We start from the raw sequence: 19,920 nt of genomic DNA, 5'->3' as shown, positions 1-19,920 counted from the left end.
TAGGAGCAATATATAATTTTTTTGCTCCGAAATAAATTTTTCTACAATTATATATTAGGTTTTTATATTTCAGAATTTTGCCGCATAAATGTTGGTTATTTAAATTATTTTTCAATTATTTAATTAAGATGATTGCAGAAGCATTTTTCTAAGGAATATCTAAATCTAATAGCCTATTTTCAAACGTTTTTCCGTCATAAGTAAATACTTCTGAGAAGTTACCCGTTGCTGTATATACAAATCTTCGACACATTTCGTCATAAGCATCCTTAACTGTGTCAAATTGTTCTGCATTATTATCAACTGCTCCGTTATTGTCAATACCATTTACAATGCATTTACAATAAATTGAAATCCTTGGGGATTTCCCCTCCTCTTCGATAAGTACCAATTTTTCTTGCGTTTTCATTCTTACAGAAAAATATTCACCACTATCTTTATTAAGACTGAAATTCATATTTTTATTTGAGCTTAGAATTTGCTTACCTCTTTTAATTTTCTGTAATTTCTTTACAATTGCGATAAGTTTTTTCATCTCATCCCTAAATAAAAGAGTTTCATCATCACTATGAGCCAAAGGGTTAAGAATTAAATCTTTGTACGTTTTCAAATCAATGAAAGGTAGGTAATCAATATGTTCTTCTTGACAAAAATGTTTTAGTGCTATAATCTGATCATTCAATTTATTATCAATCATTCTTGTAACACCATCTTCTGTTTTAGAAGTTTTCTTAAATTTTTCGGGAAGGAGTTCTTTAAGCAATCTTTCTATTTCTTTTCTCAAATAAATACCTGCTGCGGGAAAATCGTTTTGAATTAAAAAATCTTCTGCAATTAAGATGCTATTTATTTCAGGTTTAAAATATGGCTTAGGTTTTTTGTTAATATTATTTTCATACATTTCCCAAAATAACCAATCTATTTTTTTATATTGTGTTTCTATAGTTCGTTTAGCAAGATTGTAAAATTGCTTATCGTGAGTGAATATTAGTAACTGATAATTTTGTTGATATTCTTCTAAAAGAAGTTTTAATACTATTTGGCGATTGCTCATATCTAAACTCACAAGTAAATCATCCAGAGCGAGAACATTTAGTTTATCTGCCAATAACCTCCTTTCCAATAATGCCAGTCTTAAAGCTAGGCCTATAGCCGTTTTTTTTGCTTCGTTTAAGAACGATTGCGGACGGGAAACAGCATCTTTCTTCCCATAATAGTCATTTATTTTTAGAATTATAGTTGGTCGATTTTTTTGAAATTTAGTACGTGATCTATTAATTTCAAATTTAAAAGGAGAATATTCAAGCTCAATTTCAATTGGATATTCAAATTTTTTTTGAAGTAATTCATTTGCTCTCACGTTCATCAATCCAAGCTCCTGTTTCAACTGTAGATTAAAAGATGTAACTAATGCATTATAATTATCATAAGCCGTAGAGCCTGCTGATGGATATTTTTTTGTACTAGGGTCAAATTGTAAATCACTGTCTACTTTTTCCCAAGCTTTATCAAAGTATGCAATCTTAAGTGGAGCGGCATTGTAGGGAGCGGGAGCATTAAAAGGCATAAACCTGAAAAGCTGCTCTTCAAACAAACCAAATTGATCCGGAATGTGTTGATGCATAAATCGGAGATAAGTTGAAAGGGCATTATAATCAATAAAATCGGTACTGATAGCACTTTGTTGCAATTCCTCGTTATCAACTACGGAATAATCATTGTAGCCAATTCTGTAAGAATTGCCATTATCTAAAGTCATTTTTACAAAAGATCTTGCATTTTTTCTTGCGAAAATATTTTTAAGACTCTTCTCGTGACCGTTTGTAAAATATGCGTCAATACCTGTGTTATCTTTATAACTACATTGTAAAATTGTATAAATTGACCAGTAAATGGAAGATTTACCACTTCCGTTTTCGCCCCATATTAAAACATTCTTACTATCTATAGGAAGAATGTTATCTTTGTCGGTGAAAAATTTAAAATTATATAATTGTAACTCTTTTATTTTCATCACGTAATAGTTGAATTGATAACGCCAATAATATCCTTGCTTACAATATTTGCTTTTAATAATGCGGTACGAATTGGATTTTTCTGTTCATGTAGCCAGTGGTAGAAACCAATCACTATTTCTATGTCCTTGTCATCATATTTACTTGATATCGGTTTTAAGTCTTTCAGATACTTTAAAATCTTCAGCTCCTGCATTTCAAGTTCGTCACCAAAATATAATTCGTAAAATATCTGGTCAATGACTTCTTCCAGAGAATGAATGATCAAGTCGTTGCTTATGTATTTAATTAGCTGCTCCTTACGAGGTTGATGCACAAGTAGAACATAATCAACTATTTTAGCAACTATGTCTTCACAATCTGTTATCACAATTGGCACCTTCAATAAAGGTTCTTTATCTATTTGGTAATTGTTTCCCTGCATTTTGCCTTTATTTCTTAGCCAAAATGCAATCAATTTGCTATTGAGCAAGGCTGTTAAATATTTAAGATCAATTCTGTCAGTCTTAATTAACAAATAGGGTCTTGCTACATAAGTATCAAAATCCGCATAAGTAAATACTGGTCTTCCAGCGCATTTTCTTAATGCAAGTATCTTTTTCTCTTTAAAAAAACTCTCTTCTCTAGCTCTATGTAATCCATACGGTTTATTGTCAGATGTTATAATATCTTTAAAATGATCTAAATGTTTTTTAATATTTGGATATGGAATAATAGCATCTGCATTTTTAAAATTTGATCCAGTATATATTAACCAATATTTATTCTCTTTTTTTGCGAAAAATCGCCCAAACTGCTCTGTTGTAAAGTATGGTCGTATTAATTCTTTTTCATTATCATTTAATTCCAGATTTTTTAATTCATTATCACTTAATGCAAATACACCATTACCAACTCTAAAATCATTACCTAATTTATCAGCATTTTTTTTGCTCAAAAAATCTTGCGTAAAATCGATTCCTGAAGCGACTTCTTTGGATAGCAACTTTGTACTTTGTATCGATTGAATTTTTCGTAAAATATTACTATTAGCATCATTTGCAAATGTGATGTAACCGTTAAAGTAATTTTCTGGAATAAATTCAAAATTAATCTTTTCAAAGTTATTATGTTTTGTATCAACAGAAGATTGTAGAAAGAAATCTAAAAAAGTTTTATCAATGTTATCTACAAAGAGCCTAGAGTAATGAACGTCATATTTTTCAGGTACAGATAAAACTTTTTTTACAACATAAATCATTGTTTGAATACCTGCATTCTGAAATACTTTGTAGTTGCCAAAGTCAATAAAAGAAATCATCTGTGTTTCCTTTAAAATCTTACTACGTAATTTTGAAGCACCACTGCTAGTTATCCAGTTATTTTGTGCTATAAAGCACTGTATGCCTCCATTATTTTTTAACATATCGATAAAGTAACAGGCAAAAAAATGCCATATGTCCATCTTACCTATAAAGTAGGGACTGTCTCTTATACCATCAAATGCTTTTCTATTTGTATGTTCTTTAATATATGGAGGATTACCTATGACTATATCGAATCCTGTGAACCATCCTTCATCATTTAAAAGATTTGGAAATTCAAATCGCCATTCGAAAGCATTTTTATAAATTTTTTCTGAAAAAATTTTATTTCTTTCATTGAGTAATTTTTGATATTTCTTTTCGGCATCTACAATCTGAGATTTCGTACCTGAGATTTTCCCAAATAAATTAATTGCTTTCAATTTTTCAACTGCACCTTTTGCTATTGCTAGCTTATCTTTTTCTTTATTAGAAAAAGTAGTTTTAAACGCATCTTTTATTTCGGAAATTAACTCTCTGAATACTTCCTTGTTTTCAGTAGACGAAACGTTTAGAAAATCATTGACTATCTCCTTGTAAAAACCTAAATCAACGTTTCGATTATTTAGCAAATCTTTTATTTTTTGATTATCATAATCTTTTGATTTAACTTTTTTGTTAAATTGTTTAAAGGCTTCATTTAATTCAATATCAATGCTGTAGCGATGTATCAATGAGTTGCCGCTTACAATTTTATAATCCAAATTTGGTAGTGGCTGTGGCTCGTCTTCGTCTACTACCAAAGCTAGCCAAAAGCGTAAACGGGCAATATCTACAGCCCCTCTTTCTAAATCTACACCATAAATGCTATTTTGAATAATATCACGTTTAGTTTGTGCTTCGTCAAAATTTTCTGGATCATCGACAATATTGTGCAGTATTTGTAAGGCACTATAAATAACCTTTAATATTCCCATAGGAAAGGCTCCTGAACCGATAGCTGGGTCACAAACTTTTACTTCTCTTAATAAAATATTTAGATCGGTAATATGTTTTTTGATGTAGTTTGATATCTTATTCTCTTTGATAAATATTTCTATATCATTGGAATTTGAATTTAATTTATGATTTAAATACGCAATAATGCTTTGTTGGCTCATGTAATGTACAACCTCTTTAGGTGTGTAATAAGCTCCCTTATCACGATTATCTTCCAAAAGATTCTCAAAAATATGTCCTAACATTTCAGGGTCTATACCTACTTCGTGATCTTCAGGACTATTTTCATCAATTGTAAAATTATACTGTTCTAAAAACTCAAAAAGACTTTTAAATAAATTTGTTGGAAAGTCTACTTTATTGCCTTTCAGAAAATTATTTTCAAAAAGTCCACCATTGAGATATGGAACACATCTCTTTATGCCGTCAATAAAAGGTGTGTTACCATCAATCAGAAAAACGAAGCCTTCTCTATTTTCATTATTAAGTGTTTCGTAAAATAGTGCTGACAGATATTTGCTATGAAATTTTTCTGGATATTTAGCTTCTTTAAAAAGACGATATACAAAATCTTTGTACCCATCTTTCCAAATCATTTCATTTCCTGTAGTTTTAGCAGATACACCCATCCATCCCTTACGTTGCAAAAAATATAAGAACACTAATCTTCCCAAAAGTCTTTTCGTAAAATCCCGGATAGGAAGTTCATTATCTATTCGATCCTCCTGTTTCTCATATTTATTGATACCAAAAACACCATATCTAATTTTTTCATCTTCAATAAGATAATTACTAAATATATGAAATTGTTCTTTGTATCTGCGAAAAAACTCATCGTTAAGCTTTTCTACGGAGAAAGCTTCAATTACATCTTCCAGTTTAAAATCAAAACCATCTTTTTTTGTTGAGAGTTCTTTTAATCTTTTAGCTGCTGTGGTACATATTTCATTAATGCCCAAAAGGTATGTATATCGTTTTGGATTTGTTTTGAACTCCTCAAAACTTCCATCTTCTTTAAATTTCGATTGTTTGCAGATAAAAGAAAGCCTGTAATTTGGGTGAGATTTATCTTCTGAGACATAAAAAACAAGGATGCCGTGATTATTTGCCTGATCTATATACTTTGAAGTCAGATTATGAAATCCAACTTTACTTCTTGCAATATTATTTTCTTTCTTTATACCTACTTCTAATATAATTATTTTTTTACCATCCGTGAGTTCTATAGTTCCTTTTTGATGAATATATTTGGTTTTATCGGAATTATCATCCAATTGAACAATTAATCTTTCAAAGTTCACTTTGGGAAAAACATAGTCAATAACTTTATGCCATTTTTCAAAGTCATAACTACTACTAAGAATATTTTTAATTTCTCGTTCCTGCATTTTATTATTAGTTATTAAAACTTTCGCTAATTATAATTTCCGGCTTAAACTCTTTCAAATTAAAGACAGGTTGAATAACTTGAATGTTTTCATCCACTATTAAGGTAAGCGGATACTTGTTCAATACTTTTATAACTTCCTCCAATAATATTGTAGGTATTAGTGGTGTCGTCTTTAGGGTTTTTGCTACTTTATTTATATCTCGTTGCAAATGTTGAAATTTACCTAACCGAATCGCGGTCTTAGCATTTTGCAGCAACTCTCTTTCATTATGATTAGCTGTCTCTACATTTGTTAAGGCATCTAAAAAAGCCAATGCTTTTTTTTCATTAGGACCTTGTGTAGTATCTATTTTTCGTTCTCTGTTTTTTTCTTCTTCAATCCTATTTGTAAATAGCTGAATTGCAATTTTTACTTGCTCATGGTGGCGGTGGTTGAGCGGAATACTTTTCTCTGTCACATTAGCATAATATTTCCGCTCAGCTTGTAAAAAAGTTAATTCTTCTACAGTTCCATTATCATCTACAAGCAGAAAGGCATCTCTTTTCTCGTTTCGAATGAAAGTAATAGTTGCTCCTGTAAGTGTAGAATTTTTTCTACCTACTCTTGCCTTCATTGGCATATTCTTTATTTTTTTGAATAAGCTAATATTATCTCTTTTGAATCTTCGCAATTCTAATAAAATTCTTAATTTTTCATCCTTCTCTTCGTTTATGGATTTATCAAACAAACCAAAGCTTTCTGTTACCTCGTCTTGAGAATAAATTTGACTATCTTCGCCCATTGCACTGTGGAAAGCTTGTAGCTTCATAATCGCTTTCTTCTCTAATTCAATATCTTTATTAACTTTTGCTGTGGGAAAGAAATTGTATATGTAAATGTTATCTGCCATCGAGCCAATCCGGTTAACACGGCCAATACGTTGCATTAATCGAGTACTGTTCCAAGGTGTGTCATAATTTAAAATTATATTAGCACGGTGCATATTAACGCCTTCTGCTAATACTTCTGTACTAATGACAATATTATAATCATCCTTTTGGTCTGACAAAGGAATATTGGCATCGAAATTTGCTTTTACAATAGGAAATCTATCTTTTCGAGTTTTACTATCAACCACTAAAATTTTATCAAATCCTGACTTCTTAAGTTCTTCTGATAGGTAAGAAGTTGTTTCTTTACTTTCGGAAAAAATTACTAGTTTTCCTTCTTTGTTAATGGATTTATTAAGCAAAGTAGTTTCAAGATACTTTTTAAATTCATCCAGTTTTGGATCTTGGATAATACTTGACCAATAACCCATTAATTCATCTAATAAAACTTTATCAGCTTTTAATCCTTTAAAAAAGTGTGGTTCAAAATCATCAGCATTACAAATTTCAATGGTTGGATCAGTGTCTGCTAAATTGGTTAATAAAGTTATTAGTTCCTCTTCTTTTCCTTCGTTGATGTAATCGTTAACACTTATATTCGGTGCAATATATATTCTGTCGTTCTCAAACATTTGTACCATAGCATTGGTTGCGACTGAAAAACGTTTTAATGATTGCTTGAAAGCGTAGAAACTACTGTCAATACGCTTCACCAACATCGTTTTCATTATAAATGCTAATTGTGTTGATGTATGATCGGCTTTCGGATATTTTGATTTCTTATGTGGTTTTAAAAATTTTATAGCTTGATAACGATTATAAGTAAGACCTTTTGTTGGATGACTTAAATATAAAATAGTTTTATCATAAATACTATCTAAATGCTCATCTAATTGGTAGAATATTTTTTCTGGTTTATTTACCGCTGGAAATATTACCCCTTGTTCTTTTAAATCTTTTGCATATTCTTCGTTTTCAGATAAGTCAGTTCTTGTGCGGCGTACCATTAGTGGCTCGATTACTTTTATCCTTATCTTCTCATAAATTAATTTTACGCCTATGGTTAATTTTTGAATATCTACTTCTGCTTTCAATTTTTTGTATTCATCAATTTGTCCACGGAAGAAGTGTTGTAAATTACCTACTTCTAATGTTGAGTTTTTAGCGTCTTGAAACAAATATACTAGGTTAGCTATATCCTCAGGTCGATTATTTAGTGGGGTAGCAGAAATTAAAATGACTCTTTTTTGTTCAGATGTGCCGTCCTGCAATATCTTACGTGTATTTGATTTGCAAATATTTTGTAAGTGAAAATACATTTCCGCACTATCACTTCTAAATTTATGAGCTTCGTCCACAACAATTAAATCATAATCTTGGTATTTGGTTAATTTATGCAAACTGCCAGAAGTAAGGATCTTGTAATTATGTATACCAAACTTGGATAATGTATCATCCCAGTTCTCTTTTAGTGCAGGAGGGCATATAATTAGAGTCTGAGATAGATAAGAAGGAAAGCCGTTAGAATAGAAAAATTTTTTCGCTATCAATGTAGCAACAATTGTTTTTCCTAGTCCAACCACATCTGACAGAAAGAAACCACGATGTTTCATCATTTTATTGTATCCGTCAGCTACAGCGTCTACTTGATAAGATAACTTTTTAAATCCTTGTGGCAAATCCTGAATTGAGTTTGGGTCAAAGTCGATGTTTTTACCAAAATATTCAATTAGGAATTTCATATAAACTTCGAATGGAGTGAACTCATCATTTAGAAAGGTTTCGTTTTTTAGTTTCTCAACGAATTCTTGACCTATTTCAGTGCTTTCATTCCACAGTTTATCAAAAGTATAAGTTGCAAAGTCTATATCGGTGTTATCCCTTAACTCCACGTTGAACTCAAAATTTCTTGACAGCCCATTATCAGTTAAATTGCTAGATCCTGTAATAACTGAACCGTACCCGTGATTATGCTTTTCTTTCTCTCTAAAAATATAGATTTTGGCATGAAGGTTTTGTTTAGGGTGCACTTTTATTTTGATTTTGCCTCTAGCTAAGTCGGTAATAAATCCAAACATTCCATCTTCCACTTCTTTGTCATATTCTGCTTCTTGTATATTTTTCTTTATTTGTTCAAAAAAATCATCTCTACTTTTTGTGGGATCTTCGACAAATAACAAACCTTTTTTATTGGCTTCAAATATGAGATTGTCAACATTAATTCCAACCAATATTCTAATCTCATCTGCTTTTTCGACAAAATTTCGTATACGAAAATATCCCGATGCACGAAAATATCCAACTAAAGCATCGAAAAAATGGATATTTCTATGCTTAAATATCCCCTCAATTTTGCTTAGTAGGGTATTATCATTTTCGTTTGTAAAAAATTTAGTTGACATTATTATTTTATCTTAATATTTATCAGACTTTAATCAGATATTTTTCTTCTTTCAAAACATCCATTATTTAGTAGTCTGTTAGAAATCTTTATTTTTTATGTTTTATTTTAAATTTTGTCAAGTTGAGGATTTTGTTTTTCAGTTACTTCCTTTTTGATTGTAATCTTTCATAGTTTAGTCAAAATCATCTGCTATAATTTACCTATAATGGCAAATATAATAAATACATATTTTGCTACCTATTGATTGCATTCTCAAACTAAGAAACCTTTTGCATTCCAAAACTAACAATAGTTTTGAACCTAACAGTACAAAAATACATAGTATATTTTGTGTAATTAGATTTAGAATTTTGTAAATAGATGCAGAATACATATCTAATTTAGGATGTTAAATATTGATATACCTTTTAGAATTATTTAACATAAATTACTATACGGAAAAATCAAAAAGCAGGTGGTGTAAGGTGAATTCATCGTTTAACCTTCTATGAACGCTATCAAACGTAAAGCTGTTGCCATCAATAGAATTGTCATTGATTTTTATTAGATCTCCATCTGGAGAAGTTGTTAGTTTTTCATTTAATTTTGCCAACAGATTAAGTTTAATTTCAGCTTTATCACCAAGTATCAAAAAACCAATCATACCGCCAAAAACTAGATTTTGCGCATATTTTCCATTAAAATAACGTAAGACACCTCCGTCAAAAATATTCTCATTTTTTTTGTTTTTCTTGTAAGTATTGTAGCAAACATACTTATTAATTAAATCTTGACTGCCATCAAGATTTTTGCATTCAAAATAGAAATCTTGACTTTTCCAATATGTATTGTGGATTGTAATGTCATAGTTTCCTTCAACGTCCTCATCATTAGTTTCCTCACCCTTCACTGAGAAATTTAAACCAAATTGTCTGTTTGCTTTTAATTTTAAGCGTAGAAATTTTGCAATTTCTCTTTCAGTTCTTGGATACTGCTTTTTAGTTTCTTCTTCTATTATTGACTTTAACTCATTCCTGTCATAATTTTTATAAAAGTCAAGCAAATAGTAAAAAGCCCATTTTTTCCAAAACTCATCATCTAAGGTTTTTAATTGGCGAGTGTCGAATGGTAATGTGGTAGGCTTCTTATTCCTAATGTAATCTCTCTTCATTCTCATTAGGTATTAAGTTTTTTAAAATATCTTGTCCATCTTCGAAGGCCTTTGTTTCTGTCCAGTTTTTATTAATATCTTCTTTTACTATATATACACAATCTTTTCCAAAAATCTTTTCTTGACTTGCTAAAAAGTTTGCTTCGGGATTTTGCTCAAAAATCTCGTTAAGTAAAAACTTTTTTGTTTTATTAATATCAGGGCTGGTGGAACTATTGCCAAATGATATTTTTACTACAATTAAATTAAATCCTGCAGATGCTTCCTCTATCTTTATATGGGTTTCAAAATAAAATTCAATTACTTCATTTAGGGTAATCTTGTAACAATCTAATGCGTTTTTTTTTCGTCCAATCCTTGATTTTGGAATAAAGTAATCTTTGATTCGTTGTCTTTCCCAGTATGAAAGTTCAAATAAATCATAAACTAAATTATTTAACTCATCTTCTTTCTCAGAATAGGTACATTTATGATTTGCTAAATTTTCACTAATTATGGATATTTGATTTACAATATTCTCATTTAGGTTATTGGGGATAGGGATATTAAGTATATCATCATTTCCAATCCGAGAAAATGAATCAAACATTCTCTTTCGAAGGTAGAAATCTAAATAAAAACGTATCACATAAGAATTCAAAATAGCAACGAATAGGTAATATAAGTGTGGCTCTTTTAGCTTTATTGTGTAAATTGAAAAATCAAAATAATCTGTATCTTTAGAATATACGCAATTTAAGTTACTTCCTATTCGGGAAAACATCAACTTATCTCCAATGTAAATATCAGAATTGCTGATGGGTCTTTCAAAATTTTCTAAAGAACTGATAAACTTATTCGGATCTATTTTTAAAAATGGCTTAAGGTTCGAAGGCTTTATGTATGGTTTATTATAAAAATCTGTTTTTGTACTACTAAAGTATTTATCAATAAAAATTTTCAAATATTCATCTTTCTGTTCTTTAGTTAGTTTGTTCCAGTTTTTCTGTGATAAATTGTATTCTTTTTTTCTTGCAGTTTCACCCCATATTTGAAATCCTCTACCTATTGATGAGTAAAAATTTTTAACTCTTGAATTATTTTTGATATTTAGAACCAACTCATTGTCGTAAATATTGCTGACAAGAAAATCTCTCAAGCGTATTTGTTTATGATCACTAAATAATCTTTTTTGGTCGATTTTAATAATCTTGTCTTCTTGTATTATTAATAATTCAAAAGGACTTTCAGAGAACACACCCTTATCTACAGGATAGTAATTAATGATATTATTTTGTATAACATTCGTGAAGATTATAGCAACAACGCTTTCATCTGCATTCTCAAATAATATTTTTTTTACTCTTGATAATTCATATATTTTTTCAATCCCATAATTTGAATAAAAGAATTTTTGGAATTTTTGTGCTTCATTATAAAAATTAGAACTGTTTGAAATAAAACCTAATCTGGTGTTTTCGTCGCTCCATTCTTTAATTTTTAATAGAAAACATTGTGAAATTTGATATCCATCAATAACATCTTTCGCAGATATTTTTTTATCGGAAATAATCAATTCATATTGATTGGTGAAATTTTTTGCATCATCACTAATCCCTTTTCTTACAAATGGGGGATTACCTATAATATATTTGAATTTTATGGACTCAAAAACTTTATTCTCTATGTCTAAAGCATTTTGACGAATAATATTTTTATAAAAATTAAACTCATTAAATAAGTTTATCTCGTTTTTCTGCACTAATTCATCAGCAATAAAATGCTTTATATCGGAAGGATTAATTCCTTCAAAAATTTGTAAAGAAAGGGAAAAGAGTGTGAAACGTTGAGCCGTAGGTTCTATTTCGATTCCAAATATATTATCTGACAGAAGTCGTGTTCTAAACCTGATCTTATCAATATTATTTTCAGGTTCTAAGCCTTGCTTTTGAGCAATTTCCAAAAGCCTTTGGAATCCCACTGTTAAGAACATTCCTGAGCCGCTCGACGGGTCTAAAATTGGACCTATTTTATCTTCAATGATGACATCGTCTACAATTAATTGTGCTAATTTTTTCGGAGTGTAGTATATACCGTTTTCTTTTTGCTTTTCTGAGAGAAAGACTTCGTAAATATAACTAATAAATTCAACGGGTAAAACATCAAACCTGAAATCAAATAACCTTAATTGACCTGTAATTACATTATGATTAAATGAGTTAGCTATAAGTATGCGTACATCACTTGTTAAATATTTATCATCAATCGTGGGCTGATCAAAAAGTGCATTGTTAAATATTTCGTGAATGATTCTATATAACTTGTTAATATCCCTATTGGAACTATTTACTAATAATTTTTCATAATTGAGCGCTCCGTCGTTAAAGTAATAACTGAAAAAATATGAGTTAATGATATGATTATCTTCTAAATATTTGATGTAAAGAGTTCTGTCAATTAACGCCTGAACCACATTGTTTCTTATCTTCTCATCGGAAATCGATAGTATTAACAATTTGCTCAATTGCACTTTGAGTGCTTCCAAAGTAGTAACCAATTCTTTATCAATTCCTTTATATTTGGTTTTATTAATAAACGAATGATAATTTAACCAAAAAACTCCACTATCAAATTGCCAGTGTCTAATCTTTTCAATAGTATCTGCATCTTTCTGAGTAGTTGAAAAGACCTCTAAAACACTATCTCTATTCGAAATTTTAGGAGAATATTTTGCATAAAGCATTTTAACTTTTTCAGCTTCAGGAGGATAGTAGAAAATAATATCTGCATCATTTCTATTCCAGACATATTTTCTAAATTCTACAAGTTCTAGCGTTCCTAATGAAGATGTTATTAGATAGAATGAGGTATTGGTATTGTTTGGATTCTTATAAAAAAAAACAGAATTTTTAAGTTTTTGAGATAAGGTAGATTCTCTATCAATATTAATATGTTTAAGCTTCAAATCAGAATTGAAGTCAAAGCCTAAATTAGTAAAGAAGTCTACATAAGTCATTGATAATGTTATTTTTATAACCTTTAGGGGTTGTTAATTAAGAATGGTAAAGTTACTGAAAATTTGAATGAAATCCTTTATAAAAAGTTTTAGTCAGGGATTTATCAAAATTTTAAATTTGTACAATAACAAATCGTGTTTTCAACTAAAAGGCTCAACCAAGTTGATTGAGCCTTCCCTATGAAAAAGTAATTATCCCGAATTACTTATATTTTTATTTATTGATAAGTTTTTCAAGCCGATCCATCATTTCATCTTTTTCTTTCAGCATCCTTTCGTATAAAGCAATCTTTTCTTCGTGAAGCTTCACAAATTGGTCGATTTGATTTACTGTAGAATTGTAAAATACAGAGGCTGGTTGTTGACAATTATCAAATGTATTTGAAATAATATTGATTGCCTGCTCTTCATCAAAATTTTGGAAAGCTTCAATAGGAATCCTCAAAGCCTGAGATATTGCCTTGAGCAAATTTTCATCTATTTCTTCCTTTTGTTCAAGCAAAGAAATTTTCTTCTGATTCCATTCATCACCCAAATCAAAAGCTAAAGCTTCCTGTTTGATGCCTAGCATTTCTCTAAAGCGTTTTACATTTCGTCCCTGATGTATTTTTTGTTCCATAGCGGTTATCAAATTTTGAAGGCCTAAAGATAAAGCCATTTCTATTAAATCGTCTGAAATGTAAAGTTAAAAAATTATCCTGTAAAATATCCATTTCAGTAGATGTAATATTCAATTTCTGTATTGATTATCCACTTGGGATAACGGTAATTCGTATCAAGATAAAACTTTAAATATTATGAAAAAGAAAAAAATAGATTTTGAAGCTGAGTTCTGGGACAGCCATCAAAAGCATTCTTGTCTGACACTGATAGATGCATTTTTTCAAATGGATTTTCTGTCCGCTGTAAGAGAAAGACTAAATGATGTGATAAACTATTCAACGAAATGCGAAGTACTGATGAAGGATGATCCTTCGCTCATCTTTCATTATTACCTCTGTATGCGCTCATTTATTAGGGCAAGTTATGTATTACAATTCAAAGCAAAAAGATGGAAATTGAATGATCCTCCAGAATATACATCCAGATTATTACAGGGCTCACTTTCCAATGACGAGTATGACGATCCATTTCTTGTTTTCCAGAACGCTTTTAAAGAATTTACCTTGCAGGAGTTTGAGTATTTCAATACACAAATTGTTTACTTCTCTTTAGGAGCATATTCAGATGAACCGGAAGCTAATATCATCACCCTTTTTATCCACCTAAACAAAATGCTGGATGCCGCACAAATCATTCGTGAACGTGGGATTGAAAAGATCAAAAAGTAAAATATTAACTCTTTAGAATAATTTATACACTTTCAAACTTGAATAGGCTTTCGTGCTTTCCCAACTTTATCTAAATAAAAAAAATGATATGAAAAAGAAAACAGAAAGCCGTTTGATCAAAAATATTGATCAAACGCAAATTACTTTTCCAATACTTTTGGAGAAACGGCAGAGACAAGAACTGATAGACTGGATATTCAAACTAATTCAAAAATTAGAAAATCCCGAGATCGACAGACTTTTAAACCATTATGAAGATTTCATACAGAATTATGACCTCAAAGATCTTCTCTATGGACACATTGAAGTGCTGAATGCAAGCAGGCTTGACACCAAGACAGCAGCAATAATGTCCTGCCAACTGGCACTAATCGCCTTCAGCTCAGAACTTTTTGATAATGAAGGAAGAATGATTCCACTAAGCGACATACCAGAAGACAATATTGCTGTATCAGTAATTGAATATATTATAAGCTCTATTGTGTTAGATGATCTTTTAGAATATTTGCTTTATAGCATAATTTCTATAGTAGGTGTTGAATACTATACGGCATTTCAGCAAAAAATAGCAAGCGAGAATTTTTCAAACGAAGACATTCTTCATCTTGAGAATGATGGAGAGTTGAATGAACACATCGATCTGATGGCATGGTTTGCAGTGATGCGATTATTCTTAGAATCTGTTTATTTTTATTTTAATGATGAAAATCACAATATCAAAAAATCATTATAATGAAAACTTCAAATCAATTTCAATTTACACAGATTGGTCACGAATTTATAGATAGTTCAATCAATCAACTTTTTAGACAACATTATCTTATAATTCAGATATTCTTTAACCAAACTGATGATTCAGGCTGCGCTCATCTCATAATTGTTGTGGAACACAAAAACGATGTTGATGAGTTAATGCGAAAAAAGTGGGTAGATAAAGCTTTCAAAGAGTACAAAGTCAAAGTCTGTGTGTTTTATTCTTCACAAATCCGCCACAGATTTTCTCTTGGAGATCCTTTCATTGAACTGTATTGTAGACCATCAGCAATTTTTTATCAAAATATTGATTATGGAAAACCATTGACTATTAAAAGGAATTGGAAAAAATTCAGTAATAAGTTTGAGGACTATAAAGATTCTCTGTTTCACGATCACGATCTATTATTAGCACAGGTCAGAGGATTTGTCACGGACGAATCATCAATAAGTGCCTTGTTGACTTATGAAAATGTTTTCAAATATGATCTCGGATACTTGGAAGAATTATACACTGGAAATAGTTGCAATTCAGAAAATCTGAACGAAAGAATAAGGAATCTTTCAAAACATATTCCAGAAATACAAAGCCATTTTGTCTGTCAAAGCCGAAGCGAGTATTACCTTATTCATTTAATTAGAAAAGCGAGAGAAGCGTCGAAAGATGATCTGTTTTTTAAAAGTGAAATGTTCGAAGCGTTCCGTATAGCTGAGGATAGTCTTTCTGGAATGATTGAAAAACGTTTGCATCATTTAAAGAAAATGATAAAAATAGGTTATTCTGAAAAGGAAATTAATGAAGCGGAAGAGGCTAACGATAAAGATGAGGTTCTAGATATGGCTGTGGAAGCAATTGTAAAGTCCATCGAAGTAGAAGAAATCTATATCTTTCACAAAGCTGTTTATGGTAGTAATGCAACTTATTACTTACTGTTGCTTGGTCTTAATATTGGTAATGAAAAATTGAAATCCATAACACAGTCACTTAAAAGTCACACTGGTAATCAGTCTGATTTTGTTTTGATCAGCCACGACCGATATTGGATTCAGAAGAATCTGTACTTTTATCAAAGTTTCTTTGCAAATGGTATTCAAAGCAAAAATAAAATTTACCAATCTCATCCGTTTCATCCGGAGCCTCATTGGCAATATCCACATAATCATACCTATGCCGATCTTGACTATTACTTTGAAGCGACCAGGAAATTTTCTGAACAATTCCTTGTACTATCTGAAGATGAGAAAGAAAACTATCAGGGTCTACCATATTTTTTTACACTGTTTTTTCTTTCATTTTGCAGAACATATATATATGCAAAGCTTTACTATATGCCGAATTATTTATCCAATTATAGTTTGTGGCGACTATGTGAGTTTGCAAATCCTGAATTGCGAAAATACAATTACCTATTTGAAGAATTCTGGACTAAGTTTTTTCCGTATTTAGAGTACCACATGGTTCTTCATCATCATATCACGCATTTGAAAAAAGAAGAGGTGGCTCAAATGAAAGTGATTGTCGAAAAACTAATGCAAAATTTACAGGAAAATTGACTGAAAAAACAAAACTATTCAAAATGAAATCATCAGTAAGACATTTTAAAAGTTTTAAATCATCAAAAATTCATTGAAAGTTACTTCTCGGTCTATTATTAACAAAAAAATTCAAAATATAATGCATGCTGATGATCGTAGCATTTTTTAATTCAAAACTCAAATATCCAATTATATGTCTCAATTAAAAGAAATAAAAAAAATACCGATAGAGGAGGTGCTCGAGCACTTTAAAAGCGAAGGTGTGATTGTCACCAAAGAGGAGGCAGAATTAATTATGGAATTTCTCTATTTTCTTACAGAGAGTGTTATTCTAAAATACTTTGATAATTAGTTTACAAGATTATTTAAGAAGGGGGTAAGTTGATACATAGTAAGGGATAAATAGAGAATTATTTTATTATATGAGTAAAGATGATGGCTCTGAATTCAAAAAATTTCGTATTCTTGGAAATTGTTTATTCCTCTAAGACTATACGATATAGAATTGGATTTACACATAAATCAAGCAAGTTTCCTCGCTTTTCATAATATTTTGCTTTGTTTTCTTTGTCGTCAAATTCATAAAGTCGGTAAAGTAAAAAATTATCACTCTGCTGTGTACTTTTCTCCAATTCGTTTCTAGTAATATAGAAAGGTGTATTGATACCGCGTACAGTTGTTTTAACTTCAATAAAAATTTCATTGCCATTCTCGTCAAACGATAGAATATCATATCCAAGTCCGTCACCTTGTGATTTTGATATGTGAATTGGCTCTTTCTTTATTTTTAGTGAATTGAGTTTTTCTTGTTCAAATTGTAAGACTAGAAGCTCTCCCAAATTTCCAATCCTTTTTTTCTCTTTTTCATTTTCAATATAATTTGTAAATGTGCCCTTTAAAATAGCTTTATCAGACTTAGGTATAATAGTTTTATCTACTTTTACTAATCTACTTGATGCTGGCTCTTGTAGCTCTCTACTTTCAAATTTGTCAATGTGCTTAACAGCAGCATATATTATGTCTTGTGTAAGTATATGATAACTAGTATCTGCATATTCTCTATCCTTAATCCTAGTATTGTGTAATTGTAGTAAATCTTTATCCTTTATCACTTCTGCTCTTATGATATCGCAAAGTGATAAGTATTCTAAAACTGTTTGAATGTCATTGGACTTAGGTCTAAATGGATAGTCAACAAGGTGAGCAAAATCCTTAAACATTTTAAACTTGAAAAGGTAGTATATATCAGGATAACGCAAACACAAGTAGACTAAAATTGCTCTATGATCTTGGTAATTGTTAGGTACTTTTATTTTAAGATTGTTATGAAGTGCAATGATTTGACTCTTAAAAGTACTTACTCTATATATTAGGTCTTCATCTTCATTATACAGGTTTTTGAACAACTGTCTAATAATTTCCGGTTCTCTTTTAGCATATTCATGCAGCATTCGTTTGGGAAAGTATTTCCCAGAGTCGAGTAAATTTTTAGTACTGGAAAATGATTTATCGAACATTATTAAAAAGTCGTAAGCGTCAATATTCCAATTTTCTTGGAAGCATTTAACAGCACGCCACTTATAGATCTCTTCGTTATGAATATCTCCGAAGTGTCTTTTGTAGCATGTAATAATTTCCTTAACCTTCTTACTGTTCATTTATATTTTTTTAATTTATCAATGCTTTCTTGGTTAGCATAACTGTTTTAGAGTCGAAGCAGTTGCAATTTTCATATTTGACTTCCTGTTATTCTTCCAGCTAAAAAATCTACTAATCTAGAATGAAATTTAAAATCTAACGGTAACCCATTTAATATTGAGTTAGATAGCGAACTTGGTATCACAAGCCACGTAGGGTTTCCACTTGAAAACGGATTACCGCCATTTCCCCAAAACCATCTTATTGCTAAACGAGGTTCTAACTCCCAGTCCATTGCCACAATTACCCATCTTTCATCTATGTTTTTATATACAACTTTATATGGCCCCCCAACTGATGCTTTAGGAGAGTTCAATGTTAGAATATTACTATCTATTGTTAAGTTAAAACTTTGTCCTGCCATTTTTTTAGCTAAATATTATTTTTTTTCCAATTTTTTTTTCTAGTTTATCTGCAATCTTATTAACTTTTAGTATAATTTTCTTTTCAGAATATTCAATTGTTTCTTTAAAAAGATTAAAACTTCCATATGGAATTAAAAGAGTGTACGTCTGAGCAAGTTTAATCTCTTTTTGATTTTCTGCAGTTAATGCGAGTGCGATGTCATAACCATTTTCATCATCATTATGAGCTACATATTTATTTCTAATTTCAAGAATTTCTGTATGTATTTTTTTTAAATCCAACTTTTGAGAATAAATATCATTTGCATCCAATGAAATTCTATTTTTACCAGAACTAGAAAAGCATTTACTATAATTTAAAATGAAATTTTTGAATATTCCATTAGATAATACAATTTCTTCTATCTGAGAAAGGTTTTTCCATTCTTTTATTTTCTCACAAAGTTCAAGTGATGTTTTTGCTTCAACTAATTGTATTCCTATAATTGTCCAGCCGTTTAGTTTCTCGAAATCACTTTCCGCTATTGAAAAATATTCCTTTAGTAGTGGCGAATTCTGAATTTGTTCTAGTGCATCAGCTTTTAAGTTGGAGCTTTTCATCAATAGGGATTTAAAAGGTGAAAAAATTTGAAAGTAAATTTGTAAGTATTTACCTTAAACGAAAGTAGTATTTAATTTCCTATTTTGAACTTTATTTACAATATTAATAAGATAATTTTTTTTTTTAAAAAGATTAGCACTTAATCTAGCACCTAAAAATAAAAACCCTGTAAATCAGTAGTTTACATGGTTTTAAGTGGAGTTGGAGGACTGAGAACTGGTTTATAATAGTGTTTAAAATATATTGTTTAAAAATTATTCTGCGATTGTACCGCGTTTTTCCAACTGCGAATAAAGTGTTTTTCGTAATTAGGTTCTTAATAGTATAAAATCTTTCAAGATTTATTGTTGCTACACGCACGGAAAATAATTATTTTTATATACTCATAGATATGATTATATTTAGTATTTCATCATCTGTTTTATTTTTGCACTATCCATATTTCAAGACTTTCCATATTTGTAATATAATAATGTTATTTATCACTATATTTTTACATTAAATAATACTATTGTGTTATTTGATAATGT

The 19,920-nt window shown here is 30.1% G+C and carries 12 protein-coding genes; 3 read left to right on the top strand and 9 right to left on the bottom strand.

Annotated features, from left to right (window positions below; all coding sequences use genetic code 11):
• Positions 1-148: 148 nt before the first annotated feature.
• The 6 genes from ASG21_RS14235 to ASG21_RS14210 all read right to left on the bottom strand — a co-directional run bounded on the left by ASG21_RS14235 (position 149) and on the right by ASG21_RS14210 (position 13,725).
• A complete protein-coding gene (locus ASG21_RS14235; protein WP_056081449.1) occupies positions 149-2,014 on the bottom strand; it encodes an ATP-binding protein in 1,866 nt (621 codons plus the stop codon).
• Positions 2,014-5,685: an N-6 DNA methylase gene (locus ASG21_RS14230; RefSeq protein ID WP_056081447.1), complete on the bottom strand. Its 3,672-nt coding sequence runs from the start codon at positions 5,683-5,685 to the stop codon at positions 2,014-2,016. The genes ASG21_RS14235 and ASG21_RS14230 overlap by 1 nt, the downstream gene beginning before the upstream one ends.
• Positions 5,686-5,692: 7 nt before the next feature.
• The gene (locus ASG21_RS14225) at positions 5,693-8,959 is read right to left on the bottom strand and encodes a helicase-related protein (protein WP_056081444.1); all 3,267 of its coding nucleotides are present in this window, start codon (positions 8,957-8,959) and stop codon (positions 5,693-5,695) included.
• 432 nt (positions 8,960-9,391) lie between these two features.
• Positions 9,392-10,111, bottom strand: coding sequence for a hypothetical protein (locus ASG21_RS14220; protein WP_128414308.1), 720 nt, complete (start codon positions 10,109-10,111; stop codon positions 9,392-9,394).
• The gene (locus tag ASG21_RS14215) at positions 10,092-13,106 is read right to left on the bottom strand and encodes a DNA methyltransferase (protein WP_056081437.1); all 3,015 of its coding nucleotides are present in this window, start codon (positions 13,104-13,106) and stop codon (positions 10,092-10,094) included. The genes ASG21_RS14220 and ASG21_RS14215 overlap by 20 nt, the downstream gene beginning before the upstream one ends.
• A 214-nt stretch (positions 13,107-13,320) precedes the next feature.
• Positions 13,321-13,725 carry a helix-turn-helix transcriptional regulator gene (locus tag ASG21_RS14210; RefSeq protein WP_056082434.1) on the bottom strand — a complete coding sequence of 135 codons (405 nt, stop codon included), beginning with the start codon at positions 13,723-13,725 and terminating at the stop codon, positions 13,321-13,323.
• Positions 13,726-13,903: 178 nt separating this feature from the next.
• On the opposite strand from ASG21_RS14210, the gene ASG21_RS14205 reads away from it, so the two are divergent.
• The 3 genes from ASG21_RS14205 (at position 13,904) to ASG21_RS14195 (ending at position 16,744) form a co-directional block, all read left to right on the top strand.
• Positions 13,904-14,437: a hypothetical protein gene (locus ASG21_RS14205; protein ID WP_056081434.1), complete on the top strand. Its 534-nt coding sequence runs from the start codon at positions 13,904-13,906 to the stop codon at positions 14,435-14,437.
• An 88-nt stretch (positions 14,438-14,525) separates the two neighbouring features.
• Complete coding sequence (locus tag ASG21_RS14200; protein WP_056081431.1) at positions 14,526-15,170, top strand: hypothetical protein; 645 nt, start codon at positions 14,526-14,528, stop codon at positions 15,168-15,170.
• Positions 15,170-16,744 carry a hypothetical protein gene (locus ASG21_RS14195; protein WP_056081428.1) on the top strand — a complete coding sequence of 525 codons (1,575 nt, stop codon included), beginning with the start codon at positions 15,170-15,172 and terminating at the stop codon, positions 16,742-16,744. The genes ASG21_RS14200 and ASG21_RS14195 overlap by 1 nt, the downstream gene beginning before the upstream one ends.
• Positions 16,745-17,202: 458 nt before the next feature.
• On the opposite strand, the gene ASG21_RS14190 is transcribed toward ASG21_RS14195, so the two are convergent.
• The 3 genes from ASG21_RS14190 to ASG21_RS14180 all read right to left on the bottom strand — a co-directional run bounded on the left by ASG21_RS14190 (position 17,203) and on the right by ASG21_RS14180 (position 19,389).
• Positions 17,203-18,384, bottom strand: coding sequence for a DUF3883 domain-containing protein (locus ASG21_RS14190; protein WP_056081425.1), 1,182 nt, complete (start codon positions 18,382-18,384; stop codon positions 17,203-17,205).
• A 71-nt stretch (positions 18,385-18,455) separates the two neighbouring features.
• Entirely contained in the window at positions 18,456-18,788 is a 333-nt protein-coding gene (locus tag ASG21_RS14185; RefSeq protein WP_056081421.1) for a hypothetical protein, read from the bottom strand.
• 4 nt (positions 18,789-18,792) lie between these two features.
• Positions 18,793-19,389, bottom strand: a complete 597-nt coding sequence (locus tag ASG21_RS14180) for a hypothetical protein (RefSeq protein ID WP_056081418.1) — start codon at positions 19,387-19,389, stop codon at positions 18,793-18,795.
• Between the last annotated feature and the right edge of the window lie 531 nt (positions 19,390-19,920).

Origin of the sequence: Chryseobacterium sp. Leaf394, assembly GCF_001424105.1 — a bacterium.
In the GTDB taxonomy this organism is placed as follows: Bacteria; Bacteroidota; Bacteroidia; order Flavobacteriales; family Weeksellaceae; genus Chryseobacterium.
Note: the sequence above shows the minus strand (reverse complement) of the source record. Positions and strands in the feature narration are given on the sequence as shown.

What these genes read in the sequence shown, in the direction of transcription:
- ASG21_RS14210 (WP_056082434.1), bottom strand. Translation starts at nt 13,725, where the DNA reads ATGGAACAAAAAATACATCAGGGACGAAATGTAAAACGCTTTAGAGAA.
- ASG21_RS14220 (WP_128414308.1), bottom strand. Translation starts at nt 10,111, where the DNA reads ATGAAGAGAGATTACATTAGGAATAAGAAGCCTACCACATTACCATTC.
- ASG21_RS14195 (WP_056081428.1), top strand. Translation starts at nt 15,170, where the DNA reads ATGAAAACTTCAAATCAATTTCAATTTACACAGATTGGTCACGAATTT.
- ASG21_RS14190 (WP_056081425.1), bottom strand. Translation starts at nt 18,384, where the DNA reads ATGAACAGTAAGAAGGTTAAGGAAATTATTACATGCTACAAAAGACAC.
- ASG21_RS14235 (WP_056081449.1), bottom strand. Translation starts at nt 2,014, where the DNA reads ATGAAAATAAAAGAGTTACAATTATATAATTTTAAATTTTTCACCGAC.
- ASG21_RS14230 (WP_056081447.1), bottom strand. Translation starts at nt 5,685, where the DNA reads ATGCAGGAACGAGAAATTAAAAATATTCTTAGTAGTAGTTATGACTTT.
- ASG21_RS14225 (WP_056081444.1), bottom strand. Translation starts at nt 8,959, where the DNA reads ATGTCAACTAAATTTTTTACAAACGAAAATGATAATACCCTACTAAGC.
- ASG21_RS14180 (WP_056081418.1), bottom strand. Translation starts at nt 19,389, where the DNA reads ATGAAAAGCTCCAACTTAAAAGCTGATGCACTAGAACAAATTCAGAAT.
- ASG21_RS14185 (WP_056081421.1), bottom strand. Translation starts at nt 18,788, where the DNA reads ATGGCAGGACAAAGTTTTAACTTAACAATAGATAGTAATATTCTAACA.
- ASG21_RS14205 (WP_056081434.1), top strand. Translation starts at nt 13,904, where the DNA reads ATGAAAAAGAAAAAAATAGATTTTGAAGCTGAGTTCTGGGACAGCCAT.
- ASG21_RS14215 (WP_056081437.1), bottom strand. Translation starts at nt 13,106, where the DNA reads ATGACTTATGTAGACTTCTTTACTAATTTAGGCTTTGACTTCAATTCT.
- ASG21_RS14200 (WP_056081431.1), top strand. Translation starts at nt 14,526, where the DNA reads ATGAAAAAGAAAACAGAAAGCCGTTTGATCAAAAATATTGATCAAACG.